The organism is Agromyces sp. NPDC058136 (genome assembly GCF_042884375.1).
In the GTDB taxonomy this organism is placed as follows: Bacteria; Actinomycetota; Actinomycetes; order Actinomycetales; family Microbacteriaceae; genus Agromyces.
The window spans coordinates 506944-522145 of record NZ_JBHVUA010000003.1 but is presented as its reverse complement, the minus strand read 5'-3'; the positions used below and the strand labels follow the sequence as shown (position 1 = coordinate 522145).

14 protein-coding genes are annotated in these 15202 nt (G+C 72.0%); 6 read left to right on the top strand and 8 right to left on the bottom strand.

What is annotated here, in order from left to right; genetic code table 11:
• Positions 1-37: 37 nt before the first annotated feature.
• Positions 38-1186, bottom strand: coding sequence for a M14 family zinc carboxypeptidase (locus tag ACFVTX_RS11925; protein WP_386900290.1), 1149 nt, complete (start codon positions 1184-1186; stop codon positions 38-40).
• A 250-nt stretch (positions 1187-1436) separates the two neighbouring features.
• Here ACFVTX_RS11925 and ACFVTX_RS11920 point away from each other — a divergent pair, with 250 nt between their 5' ends.
• Positions 1437-1952 carry a tetratricopeptide repeat protein gene (locus ACFVTX_RS11920; RefSeq protein ID WP_386900289.1) on the top strand — a complete coding sequence of 172 codons (516 nt, stop codon included), beginning with the start codon at positions 1437-1439 and terminating at the stop codon, positions 1950-1952.
• Between the two features lie 48 nt (positions 1953-2000).
• On the opposite strand, the gene ACFVTX_RS11915 is transcribed toward ACFVTX_RS11920, so the two are convergent.
• Positions 2001-2720 carry a flavodoxin family protein gene (locus tag ACFVTX_RS11915; RefSeq protein ID WP_386900287.1) on the bottom strand — a complete coding sequence of 240 codons (720 nt, stop codon included), beginning with the start codon at positions 2718-2720 and terminating at the stop codon, positions 2001-2003.
• Between the two features lie 145 nt (positions 2721-2865).
• Between ACFVTX_RS11915 and ACFVTX_RS11910 the strand changes: the two genes are divergently transcribed.
• Positions 2866-3423, top strand: a complete 558-nt coding sequence (locus tag ACFVTX_RS11910) for an OsmC family protein (protein WP_386900285.1) — start codon at positions 2866-2868, stop codon at positions 3421-3423.
• Positions 3424-3504: 81 nt separating this feature from the next.
• On the opposite strand, the gene ACFVTX_RS11905 is transcribed toward ACFVTX_RS11910, so the two are convergent.
• Genes ACFVTX_RS11905 through ACFVTX_RS11895 form a run of 3 tightly spaced genes read right to left on the bottom strand, consistent with a single transcriptional unit; the run spans position 3505 to position 7764 of the window.
• Positions 3505-5145: a GMC oxidoreductase gene (locus tag ACFVTX_RS11905; RefSeq protein ID WP_386900283.1), complete on the bottom strand. Its 1641-nt coding sequence runs from the start codon at positions 5143-5145 to the stop codon at positions 3505-3507.
• Positions 5142-6125: a YegS/Rv2252/BmrU family lipid kinase gene (locus ACFVTX_RS11900; protein ID WP_386900281.1), complete on the bottom strand. Its 984-nt coding sequence runs from the start codon at positions 6123-6125 to the stop codon at positions 5142-5144. The genes ACFVTX_RS11905 and ACFVTX_RS11900 overlap by 4 nt, the downstream gene beginning before the upstream one ends.
• 1 nt (position 6126) lies before the next feature.
• Entirely contained in the window at positions 6127-7764 is a 1638-nt protein-coding gene (locus ACFVTX_RS11895; RefSeq protein WP_386900279.1) for an FAD-binding oxidoreductase, read from the bottom strand.
• A gap of 20 nt (positions 7765-7784) precedes the next feature.
• On the opposite strand from ACFVTX_RS11895, the gene ACFVTX_RS11890 reads away from it, so the two are divergent.
• Entirely contained in the window at positions 7785-8381 is a 597-nt protein-coding gene (locus ACFVTX_RS11890) for a TetR/AcrR family transcriptional regulator (RefSeq protein ID WP_386900278.1), read from the top strand.
• The gene (locus ACFVTX_RS11885) at positions 8348-9988 is read left to right on the top strand and encodes a glycerol-3-phosphate dehydrogenase/oxidase (protein ID WP_386900276.1); all 1641 of its coding nucleotides are present in this window, start codon (positions 8348-8350) and stop codon (positions 9986-9988) included. The genes ACFVTX_RS11890 and ACFVTX_RS11885 overlap by 34 nt, the downstream gene beginning before the upstream one ends.
• Positions 9989-10211: 223 nt before the next feature.
• Here the strand turns inward: ACFVTX_RS11885 and ACFVTX_RS11880 are convergent, their stop codons facing one another.
• From ACFVTX_RS11880 to ACFVTX_RS11870, 3 genes are all read right to left on the bottom strand, one after another.
• A complete protein-coding gene (locus ACFVTX_RS11880; protein ID WP_386900275.1) occupies positions 10212-10448 on the bottom strand; it encodes a hypothetical protein in 237 nt (78 codons plus the stop codon).
• Positions 10449-10541: 93 nt separating this feature from the next.
• Entirely contained in the window at positions 10542-12011 is a 1470-nt protein-coding gene (locus ACFVTX_RS11875; protein ID WP_386900273.1) for a catalase, read from the bottom strand.
• 132 nt (positions 12012-12143) lie between these two features.
• Entirely contained in the window at positions 12144-12584 is a 441-nt protein-coding gene (locus tag ACFVTX_RS11870) for a Fur family transcriptional regulator (protein ID WP_386900272.1), read from the bottom strand.
• A 93-nt stretch (positions 12585-12677) separates the two neighbouring features.
• Between ACFVTX_RS11870 and ACFVTX_RS11865 the strand changes: the two genes are divergently transcribed.
• Positions 12678-13433, top strand: coding sequence for a DUF1345 domain-containing protein (locus tag ACFVTX_RS11865; protein ID WP_386900270.1), 756 nt, complete (start codon positions 12678-12680; stop codon positions 13431-13433).
• Positions 13434-13499: 66 nt separating this feature from the next.
• On the top strand, positions 13500-15092 hold the full coding sequence (locus ACFVTX_RS11860) for an AMP-binding protein (RefSeq protein ID WP_386900268.1): 1593 nt from the start codon (positions 13500-13502) through the stop codon (positions 15090-15092).
• Positions 15093-15202: the final 110 nt, after the last annotated feature.

Below are 15202 nucleotides of genomic sequence, written 5' to 3'. Positions count from 1 at the left end.
CGGCCGCCGTTTTCGTGCGCCGGAGTTCGGACGCGCCTCAGAACGACGCCGGGATCACACCCGAGTCGGTCTGGTACGCGGTCACGGGCGCGTGGGGGATCTCGTCCCAGCGGGCCGGGTCCTCCTGCTGCACCTCACCGGTCGCCATGCCGATGAGCAGTTCCTGCAGGGCGAGCACGTTCTGCTTGATCGACTTGCCGCGGGCCTTCTGGCCGAGGCTTCCGTCGCTCGTGTTCCCGCTCGTCTCGAAGAAGATCGCGGGGTTGCTGTGCCCCTCGGGGTTGAGGCCGTCGTGGTTCAGCCCGAGCATCATCGCCGAGACCACGCCGCCCTTGATGTCGATCTCGATCCCGCGTCCGACGTCGTAGCGGTCGATGTTGATGGAGCCGTACTTCGAGAGCTCGTCGAAGACGTGCACCTGCATCTGGCGGGTGAGCACGTCGTACGCGCCGCCCTGGATGCCGGGCAGCGTCGGACCGCCCGGCGCGAGCGAGACGCCGAGCGACAGCGTGACCTCGTCACCGTCGCCGCGTTCGGTCTTGAGCCCCTGGTGGTGCACGTCGACGGCGAACGCCGGGTCGACCGTCGTCCAGTACTCGTAGTAGCCCTCGGACTCGGCGGCCTCGAACTTGCCGACGCCCCAGTCGCGGTTGAGGTCGATGCGCTTGTCGCTGCCGTCCTGCAGGATCGTGTGCCGGATGTTCAGCTCGGAGCCGTCGGGGTTGTACATCGGGATGACGTGGAAGGTGTAGCTGTCGCGCAGCAGCTGCCAGTCGGGCGAGCCGTTCGTGCCGAGCTCCTTGAGCACGGCGAGCAGCGAGTCGGTGCCGTAGGGCTCGTTGCCGTGGATGCGGCCCTGCAGCCAGACGTTCTCGGGGCCCGAGCCGACGGTTGCGACGTAGAGGTCACGGCCCGACTCGGTGGTGTTCACCGCCATCCCCGCCTCGGCGAGCGTGAAGGCGTCGAGCCCGAAGCGCGAGGTCTTCTCGAGCTTCCCGAGCTCGGCCACGAGGTCGTCGTAGTCGAGCATGCTCGAGGTGTTGGTGTTGCCGTTCGGCGACGGGAAGTTCGCGTCGGCGACGGCGGGTGCGCCCGCGGCGAGCGGTGCTGCGAGGGCGAGGGCGGCCGCCGCAGCGACCCCGATCGTGCGGTGACGTCGGTAGTGGGACTTCGAGCCGTTGGTCATGTTCTTCTCCTCGTCGAGATGGGCATGGCGCGTATGCGACACGAATCCGGGAGAGGCGTAGGGACGCGCTTCCCCCGAGACGTACGGGCAGCCTACGGACGCGGCGCGATGCGGTTCAAGAGACGAGTGTCCGGATTGTTGAACGATATTGCACGTGTTCGTCCCGACTTCTCTCGCAGTCCTCCACGGCCCTCGACCGGCTCGCAACGCACCGGTACGCTAGGCACCGCGCTCGCGGCATGATGGTCGGATGCCCCAACCGACTCCGCCGGCGCTCCGCGCCCGTCTCGCCACGATCTTCGCCGCACGCGACCGCTCGGACATGCAGCCGACGATCGACGCGTTCCTCGCCGTGCTCGCCGAGCACCCCGACGAACCCGAGGTGCTCTACGAAGTCGGCGGGGCGTACGACACCGCCGGCCAAGAGGAGACGGCCGCCGGCTACTACGAGCGGGCGATGGCCGCTGGCCTCGACGGCGACGCGCTGCGGCGCTGCCTGCTGCAGTACGGCAGCACCCTGCGCAACCTCGGCAGGCTCGACGAGTCGCTCGCGGTGCTGGAGCGCGCCCGCGCCGAGTTCCCCGACTCCGACTCGCTGAAGGTGTGGCACGCGACGAGCCTGCACGAGGCGGGCCGGCACGACGCCGCGTTCGCGCTCATGCTCGAGCTCGTCGCCGATCGGGTGCGCACCGAGGAGCTGCTGCGCTACGAGGCCGCGCTCCGGGGCAACGCCGCATTCCTCGCCGAGCGCGACGCGCGGCACTGAGCGCCGAGGCATCCCGCCTCGCACGGCCCCGGCTGCACTCGCAGCCCCTCAGCGGTACTCGGGGTTCGCCTCGAATCCGTAGTGCTCGCCGCCGTCCCACTCGGCCCGCACGTTGCCGCCGACCGGGAACCCGCCCGCGTGTTTCAGCAGCCGCGCGAGATGCAGCAGGTTGTACGTCATGAACGTCGTGTTGCGGTTGGTGAAGTCGTTCTCGGGGCCGCCCGAGCCGGGGTCGAGGTAGCTCGGGCCGGGGCCGGCCTCGCCGATCCACCCGGCGTCGGCGCCCGGCGGGATCGAGTACCCGATGTGCTGCAGGCTGTAGAGGATGTTCTGAGCGCAATGCTTGATGCCGTCCTCGTTGCCCGTGATGATCGCCCCGCCGACCTTGCCGTAGTAGACGTACTGCCCGCGGTCGTTCACGAGCGCGCTCATCGCGTAGAGCCGCTCGATGAACTTCTTCGTGATCGAGGAGTTGTCGCCGAGCCAGATCGGCCCGCCCACGACGAGGATGTCGGCGGCCTCGACGCGCGGCCAGATCTCGTCGGGCCACGCGTCCACGGGCCATCCGTGCTCGCGCATGTCGGGGTAGACGCCGGTCGCGGCATCCTCGTCGACGAAGCGCAGCTGGTCGACGACGACGCCGTGCTCGCGCATGAGCTCGACGCTCGCATCGATGAGGCCCTGCGTGTGGCTCACCTCGGGGCTTCGCTTGAGTGTGCAGTTCACGAAGAGGGCGCGCAGGTCTGAGAAGTCGGGCAGCTCGGCCATGCGCGCGATGCTACTCGGGTCGCGTCGGCGCCGACAGGGGGGTCGGGATGCCACGGGCGGCCATCGTTGCGCCCGATGACGCTGCATTTCGGGGAGTGACGGGCGCGGTTCGCGACGGCGGGCTCGCCGCACCTACGCTCCCGACATGACCCTCATCGACGACTCCCCCGCCGCCGTTTCCGACGACACCGCGATCGCCGCCGATCGCGCCGAACGCCTGACCGCGGCCGGTACCGCCTGGGCCGAGCGCATCGCCGCCGCCCCGAGCTCGGCGCAGCTCTCCTACCGCGTCTCGGGCCGCGGCACGGGCTCGGTCGCGACCGAGATCACGGCGGGCAAGCACCGGTTCCTCGTCGACGAACCGGCTGCGCTCGCGGGCGACGACCTCGCGGCGAGCCCGGTCGAGTTCGCGCTCGGCGCGCTGATCTCGTGCCAGGTCGTCGTGTACCGCCTGTACGCGCAGGCGCTCGGCATCGTGCTCGACGACGTCGAGATCGACGCCGAGGGCGACCTCGACGTGCGGAAGCTCTTCGGCATCGACGAGTCGGGCCGTGCCGGCTTCTCGGCGGTGCGGCTGCAGGTGCGTCTGCGCGGACCCGAGTCGGACGAGCGCTACGCCGAGCTGCAGGCCGCCGTCGACGCCCACTGCCCGGTGCTCGACCTGTTCCAGAACCCGGTGCCGACGACGGTCACGCTCGGCTGAACGCCCACCTGCGTACTGCAGGAGATTTGCTCCGAGACGCTCCCTCAGAGCGTGCGAGCGCAATTCTCCTGCAGAAGCGCGTCAGACGTGCAGCTCCTCCTGGGCCGGCCGGGCGTCGGCCGCGCTGCGGCGCGGCCAGTACGAGAGTGCCCGCTCGGCCATCGCCGTGATGGTGAGCGAGGGGTTGACGCCGGGGTTCGCGGGCATCGCCGACCCGTCGACGACGTGCAGCCCCGGGTGGCCCCAGACGCGGTGGTACGGGTCGATCACTCCCTGCTCGGGCGATCCCGATACGACGACGCCGCCGAGGAAGTGCGCCGTCAGCGGGATGCCGAAGACCTCGGGCCACGAACCGCGCGCCTCGGCCGGCACTCCCCCGGCGGCCTGCATGCGGGCGGCGATCGCCTGTGCGGCGAGGTGCGCTCCGGGCAGGTGCGTCGGGTTCGGCTCGCCCTCGCCCTGCGCGCTCGTGAGCACGCGGCGCCCGAAGCGGTGCTTGAGCGAGAGGGTGAGCGAGTTGTCGGCGGTCTGCATGACGAGGGCGATGATGCCGCGCTCGCTCCAGCGGCGCAGCGAACTCAGCCGAAGCGTCGTGATCGGATGCCGCAGGGCGCCGCCGATCAGCGCGCCGAGCCGCACGATGAGGGCACGGTCACCCGGCACGAGGCCGGTCGCGAGGGCGCCCATGAGGTTCGATCCCGGCCCGTAGCGCACGTTCTCGACGTGCGTGCGCTCGTCGACGTGGAACGAGGTCGTGATCGCGACGCCGCGCGCGAGGCCGAGCTCTTCGGGCACCGACACGGCGACCGCACCGTCGAGCGCCTCGGAGTTCGTGCGGGTGAGGCGGCCCAGCGCGTCGGAGAGGCCCGGCAGCGCACCCGAGTCCTTCATGCGGTGCAGCAGTTGCTGAGTTCCCCAGGTGCCGGCCGCGAACACGACCTGCTCGGCGGTCACGGTGCGCCGGTCGCGCCGGAGCTTCGCACCCGTGCGCACGCTCGTCACCGCGAAGCCGCCGCCGGCGAGGGCGCGCACCTCGGTCACCGTGCGCAGCGGCTCGATCGTCGCGCCGAGGCGTTCGGCGAGCGGCAGGTAGTTCTTCGCCAGCGTGTTCTTCGCACCCACCCGGCAGCCGACCATGCAGTTGCCGCACAGCGTGCAGCCCGTACGTGCCGGGCCCTCGCCGCCGAAGAACGGGTCGGCGACGGTCTCGCCCGGCGTGCCGAAATAGACGCCGACGGGCGCCCGACGGAAGCTCGCGCCGACCCCGAGATCGTTCGCCGCGTCGGCCATGATCCGCTCGACCGGACCGTCGTGGGGGTACTGCTCGACGACGCCGAGCATGCGCTTCGCCGTCGCGTAGTGCGGTGCGAGCTCGGCCTGCCAGTCGGCGAGCCCGCCCCACTGCGGGTCGGCGAAGAACGACGGGCCGGGCTCGTAGAGCGTGTTCGCGTAGTTCAGCGAGCCGCCGCCGACGCCGGCCCCCGCGAGGATCATCACGTGCGGCAGCTTGTGGATGCGCTGCACCCCGTAGCATCCGAGCGCGGGCGCCCAGAGGTAGCGGCGCAGGTTCCAGCTCGTCTTCGCGAAGTCCTCGTCGGCGAAGCGGCGCCCCGCCTCGTAGACGTGGACGCCGTAGCCCTTCGTCGCGAGGCGGAGCGCGGCGACCGAGCCGCCGAAGCCCGAGCCGACGATGACGACGTCGTGGTCGAATGCGGCGGTCATGCGGATGCCTCGCGGCGGGCCTCGGCGGAAGCGTCGGTGCTGCTCGCGGCGGCGCCGGACGCCGTCGGCACGAGCACGGTCAGCGCGCCGGGCACCACCCGGATCGTCGCCCGCCCCGCACCGACGCGCTCGCCGTCGGCGTAGACGACGAGCCCCGGGGCATCCACATCGACGCGGGTCGCCTGCGCCGTCGTGACCTCGGGGCGCTCGACGTGGGCGCCGCGCAGCAGCAGCGGGAAGAGGCGGGCGAGCTTCACCCGGCCGAGCGGGCCGACGTGCGTGACGTCCAGCAGGCCGTCGTCGGGGAGCGCGGCGGGGCACACGGGCATGCCGCCACCGTAACTGCGCGTGCTGCCGACCGCGATGAGCGTGCCGGGGGCGGCGCGCAGCGGGCCGCCGTCGACCGCGAACTCGAAGCGCATCGGGCGGAGCCGGGCGAGCTCGATGAGCAGGGCGAGGTAGTAGCGGGCACGGCCGCGCGGCCAGCGCAGCCGGTTCGTGCGCTCGCTGACGTGCGCGTCGAAGCCGAGCGCGGCGACCGTGAGGAAGTGGCGGGCGCCCGTCGCCGACTCGACCTCGCCGACGTCGATCGCGCGGGGCACGCCGACCACCGCCAGCTCGGCGGCCGTCGCGGCGGCCTCGTGCCCCTCGAACGGCAGGCCGAGGGCGCGGGCGAGGTCGTTGCCGGTGCCCGCGGGCACGAGCGCGAGCGGGATGCCCGAGCCGACGACGGCGTCGAGCACCGAGGAGAGTGTGCCGTCGCCGCCGACGATCACGAGCGCCCGCGGCTTCGACGCGACCGCCTCGATCGCGAGCCGACGGGTGTCGTCGACCGAGGCGCCCGAGAGCACGCGCAGCTCGGCGGCGTGCGCCCCGTGCGCCTCGAGTTCGCGGAGGCGCGCGACGGCGCGTTCGGCCGCCTCGGCGCCGCGGCCGCGGCCCGAGCTGGGGTTCACGAGCACGACGATGTGCCCGGTCATGTCAGCGGCTCCCGGCTTCGGCGGCCGCGACGAGCGCACCCGGGTTCATGATGCCCGCGGGGTCGAACTCGGCCTTGATCGCGCGCAGCAGGCGGATGCCGGCCGGGCCGATCTCGCGCTCGAGCCACGGGGCGTGGTCGCGGCCGACGCCGTGGTGGTGGCTGATGGTGCCGCCGTTCGCCATGATCGCGTCGTTGACGCCCGCCTTCACCGGCTCCCAGCCGGCGAGCTGCTCGCCCTTCAGGCCAGCGATGATCGTGAAGTAGAGCGCCGCACCGGTCGGGTAGATGTGCGAGACGTGGCAGAGCACGAGCGACTTCGCGCCCTGGGCGGCGAAGCCGTCGCTGATCGCGTCGGTGACCTCGCGCTTCAGCCGCTCGAGGTTCGACCAGGTGGTCGCCGTCTCGAGGGTCTCGCAGAAGACGCCGTGGTCGAGGAGCGCGTCGCGCAGGTACGGCGCGTTGAAGCGGCCGTGCACCCACTCCTCCGCGGCGGCGGGCCCGTTCGAGGTGCCGCCCGCTGCGCGGAGCACTGCGGCGGTGCGGGCGTGACGCTCGGCGGCGATCTCTGGCTCGCCCTCGAAGACGGTGATGGCGCTCGCGCCCTTCGCGAGGGCCTTGCCGATACGGCCGACCTGGGCGAGCGAGACGCCGGTCTCGGCCTCGTCGGAGAGGCGGATCACGGTCGGGCCGGTGCCGAGCTGGGCGACGCGGCGCAGCGCCTCGGCGCCCGTGGCGAAGTCGGGGAAGCTCCACGCCTCGGCGAGCTGCGCGGCGGGCTTGGGGTGCACGCGCAGGCGCACCGCGGTGATGACGCCGAAGGCGCCCTCCGAGCCGAGGAACACGCGCAGCAGGTCGGGGCCGGCGGCCGAGCCCGGCGCACCGCCGAGCTCGAGGTCGCCGGTCGGCGTGGCGACCCGGAGGCCCGTGACCATGGCGTCGAAGCGGCCGTTGCCCGCCGAGTTCTGCCCCGAGGAGCGGGCGGCGGCGAATCCGCCGAGGGTCGCGTAGCGGAAGCTCTGCGGGAAGTGCCCGAGCTCGAAGCCGCGGGCGCCGAGCAGCTGCTCGGCCTCGGGACCAGTGGTGCCGGCCCCGAGCACGGCCTCGCCGCTCACCTCGTCGAGCGAGACGAGCCCGGTGAGGCGGCGGAGGTCGAGGGCGATCACCGCGTGGTGCGCCCCGCGCTCGGGGTCGAGGCCGCCGACGACGCTGGTGCCGCCGCCGAAGGGGACGACGGCGATCCCGCCCTCGCTCGCGAGCCGCAGCACGGCGAGCACCTGGTCGTGGTCGGCGGGCGAGACGACGGCGTCGGGCGCGTCCTGCTCGCGGGCACGACGACGCAGCAGGTCGGGCGTCGACTTGCCGCCGGCGTGCCGCAGGCGAGTCTCGGCGTCGACGGCGAGGTGCGTGTCGCTGACGATCGCGGCGAGCGCGGCGAGATCGGCGTCGCCGAGTCGCGAGGGGCCGAGCACGACCTCGTCGAGCGCGGCGGGCGGGGCGGCCTTGGGCACGCGCCCGAGCATCATCGGCAGCAGGGTGCGCACGGCGAGCGGCAGCTCTTTCGCCTTCGCGGGATCACCCCAGCCGTTCCAGCGCATGGGGGCATCAAGGGCGGGGGCGGTGCCGTCTTCGTCGACCATGCGTTACAGTGTGACACATCATGGAAGATCGTCAAGCACTCGAGCTCGACCGCCCCGCCTGGAGCGAGGCCGAAACGCGCATGCTCGACGCCGCCGTCGAACTCATCGCCGCACGCGGCGTCGAAGGCGTCACCGTCGCCGAGGTCGCGCGCAACGCCGGCGTCAGCCGCCCGACCGTGTACCGCCGCTGGGCGAGCGCCGACGAGATCGTGCGCGCCGCCCTGCACCGTGCGACCGTGTACCTCATCGCCCAGTTCCCCGAGCCGGCGCACTCCCGCGACGAGATCGTGCGCGACGTGCTCCGCTTCTCCGAGCTGTTCCGCACCGACCCGCTCTACGGTCGCCTCCTCGAGCGCGAGCCCGAGGTCTTCACGCGCTACACCCTGCAGCGCATCGGCTCGAGCCAGCGGGTCATCCTGCAGTGGCTCGCGTCGGCGATCGCGAACGCCCAGCACGGCGGCAGCGTGCGCGCCGGCAACCCGAACGATCTCGCGGTGATGCTCCTGCTCATCGCCCAGTCGGCGATCCTCTCGTACGACACCGTCTCCGCCCTCATCGACGAGCCGCATTGGAGCAGCGAACTTTGGCACGCACTCGACGGACATCTCCGCCCCTGACCGCCGCGGCGGCCCCGGGGCATCCCTCTGCGCTGAACGCGACGCGGAGGTCACACGAGCTCGACGCGCTCGCGGCCCGCACCGAGCCGGTCGACGTCCTCGTCATCGGCGGCGGCGTCACCGGCGCGGGCGTCGCGCTGGATGCCGCGAGCCGAGGCCTCTCGGTCGTGCTGGCCGAGGCGCACGACCTCGCCTTCGGCACGAGCCGGTGGAGCTCGAAGCTCGTGCACGGCGGGCTCCGCTATCTCGCGACCGGCGACGTCGCGGTGGCCCGCGAGAGCGCCGACGAGCGCCACCTGCTGATGACCCGCATCGCCCCGCACCTCGTGCGGAGCCTCCCCCAGCTGCTGCCCTTCGTACCGGGGGTGTCGGCGAAGCAGCGCGTCTTCGGCGGGCTCGGCATGGGCCTCGGCGACGGGCTCCGCATGCTCGCGCGCACCCCGGCCCAGGTGCTCGCCCACCCGCGCCGCATCGGCCGCGACGAGGCGCTGCGCCTCGCCCCCGCCCTGCGCCGCGAGGGCCTGCGCGGCGGCGTGCTCGCCCACGACGGCCAGCTCGTCGACGACGCCCGGCTCGTCGTCGCCCTCGCCCGCACCGCCGCGGCGTACGGCGCGACGGTGCTCACCCGGGTGCGCGTCTCCGACGCCGACGGCTCGGGGGCGACCCTGACCGATGCGCTCGGCGGCGGCACCCTGCGCGTGCACGCACGAGTCGTCGTGAACGCGGCGGGCGTGTGGGCGGGCGAACTCGACCCCGGGATCCGCATGCGCCCGAGCCGCGGCACGCACCTCGTGCTCGACGCGGCCGCGCTCGGCAACCCGACTGCGGCGCTCACGGTGCCGCACCCCGGCTCGATCAGCCGCTTCGTCTTCGCCCTGCCGCAGCAGCTCGGCCGGGTGGTCGTCGGCCTCACCGATGAGGATGCCCCTGGGCCCGTGCCCGACGTGCCGCAACCCGGCGACGACGAGATCGACTTCCTGCTGCAGACGCTCTCGACCGCGCTCGACCGCCCGCTCGGCCGGGGCGACGTGCTCGGCGCCTTCGCGGGGCTCCGCCCCCTCATCGACACGGGCGGCGACGGCTCGACCGCCGACATCTCGCGGCGGCACCACGTCGCCGTCGCGGAGTCGGGGCTCGTCAACGTGCTCGGCGGCAAGCTCACCACCTACCGGGCGATGGCCCGCGACGCGGTCGACCTCGCCTGCCTGCATGCCGGCCTCGACGATCCCGGGTGTCGCACGGCGAGCCTGCCGCTCGTGGGCGCGGCGGCGTCGTCAGTGGCCTTCGCCGGCGCCGGGGCGGGCGCGGCCGGCACGGGCGCCAAGCCCGTCGGCCACGAGCCGCCCGCCTCGCTCACGGCCCGCTTCGGCGCAGAGGCATCCAGTGTTCTCGATCTCGCCAGCTGCACCGACCCGGCCGCGCAGATCGCCGAAGGCATCGACGTGACGCGCGCCGAGATCGAGTTCGCGGTGCGCGCCGAGGGCGCCCTCGACGTCGACGACGTGCTCGACCGCCGCACCCGCATCGGGCTCGTGCCGGCCGACCGCGAGCGGGCGCACGATGCGGCTGCTGACCTCGTCGCCGAGTCGCTGGCCCGCCTCGCCTGAGAACCGCCCCGCCCAGCCCAGCCCCGCCCTGCCCAGCCCCGCCCCACTCGACATGACAGAACTGGTCGCAATTCCAGCACTGGAAGCGACCAGTTCTGTCACCTCGACTCGGGCCAGCTGTGCGCCTCGCATGTGAGCCGTCGAGTTGCCACGAATGGTCGCTCTCCGCGCGGGAGAGCGACCATTCGTGTCATCTCATGGGCGCGGGACGACTACGCGGCCGTCAGGCCGCTCCGTCGTCGTCGGAATCGGCGGAGACACGTCGCCGATCGTTTCGCGCCTGAACGAGCTTGCCGACCCCGACCAGGGCGCTGATCGCCCCGAATGTGAACACCACGAAGAGCGAGGGGCGCGGATCGAGGATGACCGACGCCGCAATGCTGCCGGCGACAAGAGCCGCACCGGTGATCAGATCGCCGACGCCTCCACGAGTCGGGAACGGTTGACGGCGGTCGGGCACGCGAGCAGCATATGGTCTCCGCCACGAACGAGCGAGGCGGATGCCCCGGGGCCGACCCCGAGGCATCCGCCGCCATGCTCGCGGTGAGCCGGGCTACGCGGCCGCGCCGTCGTCAGCGGCCGTCGCGTACGCGGCCCGCAGCACAGCGCCGAGCTCGGCGTCGACGTTCGTCCAGTACTGGAAGAAGCGCTCGCGGATCTCGTCGACCGTGATCGCCTGCGCCTGCCCGAGCAGGGTCGCCTGCAGGCGCTGCTTCGCCTCGGCCGAGTACACCTCGCGGTAGAGGGTGCCCGCCTGGCCGAAGTCGCTGTCGTCGGCGCGCAGCGTGTACGCCGTGCGCACGAGCTCGCCGTCGCCCTCCCACGAGCCCTCGCCCGCGACCTCGGCCGAAGCGGTCGGGCCGCCGAACGAGTTCGGCGCGTACACCGGCACGTTCGGCGCGTTGTAGTGGTGGCGCTGCGCGCCGTCCTGCGAGTAGTTCGCGACGGGGGCGGCGTGCGGTGCGTTCACCGGCAGCTGGTTGTAGTTCGTGCCGACCCGGTAGCGCTGCGCGTCGGGGTAGCTGAACACGCGCGCCATGAGCATCTTGTCGGGGCTGATGCCGATGCCGGGCACGGTGTTCGCCGGCGAGAACGCCGCCTGCTCGATCTCCGCGAAGAAGTTCTGCGGGTTGCGGTCGAGCGTGAGCACACCCACCTCGATGAGCGGGTAGTCGGCGTGCGGCCACACCTTCGTGAGGTCGAAGGGGTTGAAGCGGTAGGTCTTCGCCTCCTCGTAGGGCATGACCTGCACGAACACGTCCCACTGCGGGAAGTCGCCGCGCTCGATCGCCTCGTGGAGGTCGCGGCGGTAGTAGTCGGCGTCGGCGCCGGCGATCGCCTCGGCCTCGGCGGCGTCGAGGTGCAGGTCGCCCTGGCGCGAACGGAAGTGGTACTTGACCCAGAAGCGCTCGCCCTCGGCGTTGATCCACTGGTAAGTGTGCGAGCCGTAGCCCTGCATCTCGCGCCACGACGTCGGCAGACCGCGGTCGCCCATGAGGTACGTCACCTGGTGCGCCGACTCGGGCGAGAGGGTCCAGAAGTCCCACTGCATGTCAGCGTCGCGGAGGCCCGAGCCCGGCAGGCGCTTCTGCGAGTGGATGAAGTCGGGGAACTTGATGCCGTCGCGGATGAAGAACACCGGGGTGTTGTTGCCGACGAGGTCGTAGTTGCCCTCGGGCGTGTAGAACTTCAGCGAGAATCCGCGCACATCGCGCCAGGTGTCGGGCGAGCCCTGCTCGCCGGCGACGGAGGAGAACCGCAGCAGCGTCTCGACCTCGGCGCCCGGCTGGAACAGCGCGGCACGGGTGTAGCGCGAGACATCCGCGGTGACCTGGAAGCGACCGAACGCGCCGCCGCCCTTCGCGTGCACGATGCGCTCGGGGATGCGCTCGCGGTTGAACTGCGCGAGCTTCTCGACCAGGTAGCGGTCGTGCAGCACGGTGGCGCCGTCGGCGCCGACGGTGAGCGAGTGCGCGTCGCTCGCGACCGGGGTGCCGGTCTGGGTGGTGGTGGTGTTCGTCATTCGTTCGTCCTTCTGTTCGGTGGCGGGCGGGTGACGATGCCGCGTCAGGGCGCGGCGACGAGCGCCCGCACGAGGGGGCGCTCGCCTTCCGCCGGTCGGACCGGCGGAAGCGGAGGGGTCGGATGCCGCGGGCTAGGCCGCAGGCTCCGATGATCGGCAGTCGGCGCAGAGGCCCCAGAACGTGACCTCGGCGGTGTGGATCGCGAAGCCGTTCGCGTCGCTCGGCTCGAGACAGGGCGGCTGCCCGACGACGCAGTCGACGTCGGCGACGGTGTGGCACTTCGTGCAGACGAGGTGGTGGTGGTTGTCGCCTGTGCGGCTCTCGTAGAGCGCGGGTGACCCTGCCGGTTCGATGCGGCGCAGGAGACCTGCGCCGGTCAGCGCGGCGAGCACGCCGTACACGGCCTGCAGGGAGGTCGTCGGCAGTTCGGTGCGCACGCGGGCGAACACCGTCTCGGCGTCGTGGTGCCCGTGCGCGCTGAGCGCGTCGAGCACGGCGAGTCGCGGTGCGGTCACCTTGAGCCCCGCGGCGCGGAGACGCGCAGCGGGGTCGTGCTCGATCGTGGTGGCCATGCCCCCACCGTAGCCAGTTGTTTTGAATGATTCAAATCAAGCCCACGCAAGAGGATGCCGCGCGAAACCCGGCCCGCGGTGCAGGATGGAGCCATGGGCGCTCCGACGAGACCGACCGGACCGACGAAGACGAGAGCGACGACGTCGAGGACGACACCCGCGAGCCGCCGTTCGGGCGACGCGGGCGCGCTCGTCGCCGAGTCGCTGGGTCTCGCCGTCCAGCTCGTGCTCGTGGCGCTCGGCGTCTGGTTCCTCCTCGACGACGTGCAGCTCGACGCGCTCGTCGCCTGGTGCCTCATCGGCACGCTCTACCTCGGCGCGACGATGCTCCTGCTGAACCTCGCGGTGCACCGGCCCCGCCTCGCGGGCAACGAACGCACCCGCCGGCTCCTCGTGCACCCCGCGATGCGCGCCACCGCGAGCATCCTGATGTTCACCTCGAGCACGGTCGGGCTGCTCGCCGCGACGCAGCTCATCCTCCTCCGCAACGACCCCGACTGGGGGCCCTTCGTCGAGCTCTTCGGCGTGTGGGCGATGCTCGTGTCGTGGGGGTTGTTCCACTGGGGCTGGTCGCGCATCTACTACGGCCGCTACCACTCGGCGCAGGGCCGCCCGCCGCTCGAGTTCCCCCGCACGCCCGAGCCACGCCTCGTCGACTTCGTCTACTTCGCCTTCACGAACGCGACGAACTTCTCGGTCTCCGACGTGCTCGTGACGACGACCCGCATGCGCTGGAGCGTGGTCTGGCACACGAGCCTCAGCTTCTTCTTCAACGCCGTCCTCATCGTGCTCGCGATCAACACCATCACCGGCATCGAGATCGATCCGGCGCTGCTCGAGTTCGAGTGATCGCCACTGTCGCCGGGCGCTGCGGCCGGGCATGATGGGTGCCACCCGTTGATCGAAGGAGATCGCATGGTTTCGAGCACCCGCCCCGACGTCGTCATCCCGGATGTCCCCGTGTACGAGTACCTCTTCGGCGACCTCGACGAGGCGAGACTCGACGAGACCGCGATCATCGACGGCTCGAGCGGGCAGACGACCACCTACCGGCAGCTGCTCGCCAACATCGACCTCTTCGCCGGCGCGCTCGCGGCGCGCGGCCTCGGGGTCGGCGACGTCATCGGCCTGCTGTGCCCGAACGTTCCGGCGTTCGCGACGGTGTTCCACGGCATCCTCCGCGCGGGTGCGACGGCCACGACGATCAACTCGCTCTACACCCCCGAGGAGATCGCGAACCAGCTCACCGACGCCGGGGCGCAGTGGCTCGTCACGGTCAGCCCGCTGCTGCCGGGCGCGGCCGCTGCGGCCACGCAGCTCGGCATTCCGAGCGAGCAGATCATCGTGCTCGACGGCGCCCCGGGGCATCCGTCGCTCGCCGAACTGCTCGGCGAAGGGCGCCTCGCACCCGAGGTGAGCTTCGACCCGGCGACGCACCTCGCCGTGCTGCCGTACTCCTCAGGCACGACGGGGCGGCCGAAGGGCGTCATGCTCACCCACCGCAACCTCGTCGCGAACGTCGCGCAGTGCCGCGAGACGATCTCGCTCACCGACGGCGACCGGGTGCTCGCCGTGCTGCCGTTCTTCCACATCTACGGCATGACCGTGCTGCTGAACTTCGCGCTCCGTCAGCGCGCCGCACTCGTCACGATGCCGAAGTTCGACCTCGCCGAGTTCCTCCGCGTCGTGAGCGAGCACCGGGCGAGCTGGGTGTTCATCGCCCCGCCGATCGCGGTGGCGCTCGCGAAGCATCCGATGGTCGCCGAGTTCGACCTCTCGAGCGTGAAGGTCGTGTTCTCGGGGGCGGCCCCGCTCGACGGCGCCCTCGCCGAACTCGTCGCGCAGCGGCTCGACTGCATCGTCTGCCAGGGCTACGGCATGACCGAGACGAGCCCGGTGACGCACGTGATCCCCATCGACCGCCCCGATCTCGACCGGTCGACGATCGGCATGCTGCTCGCGAACACCGAGGCCCGGCTGCTCGACGAGTCGGGGCAGGATGTCACGGCGCCGACGAGCGGCGACGAGGCGAGCGCTCCGGGCGAACTCCTCATCCGCGGGCCGCAGGTCATGGCCGGGTACCTGAACCGGCCCGATGCGACGGCCGAGATGCTCGACGCCGACGGCTGGCTGCACACGGGCGACGTCGCGACGGTGACGGCCGACGGCGTGTTCCGCATCGTCGACCGCCTGAAGGAGCTCATCAAGTACAAGGGCTACCAGGTCGCACCGGCCGTGCTCGAGGCGGTGCTGCTCGAACACCCGTCGATCGCCGACGCCGCGGTCATCGGCGTGAACGACGCCGATGGGCAGGAGGTGCCGAAGGCGTTCGTCGTGCTGCAGCAGGGCGCGTCGCTCGATGGCGACGGCGTGATGGCGCACGTCGCTTCGCACGTGGCTCCGCACGAGAAGGTGCGGGTCGTCGAGTTCATCGAGCAGGTGCCGAAGTCGGCGTCGGGCAAGATCCTGCGGAAGGACTTGCGGGCGCGCGAGGCCACCGCCGGTTGAGGTTTCGAGACGCGTGCTCCTTCGTCGCTCGCTCCTCAACCAGCGATCACCACGCTGGTTGAGGAGCGCCGACGCGAAGCGGCGACGCGTCTCGAAACCAGGCGGGCCGA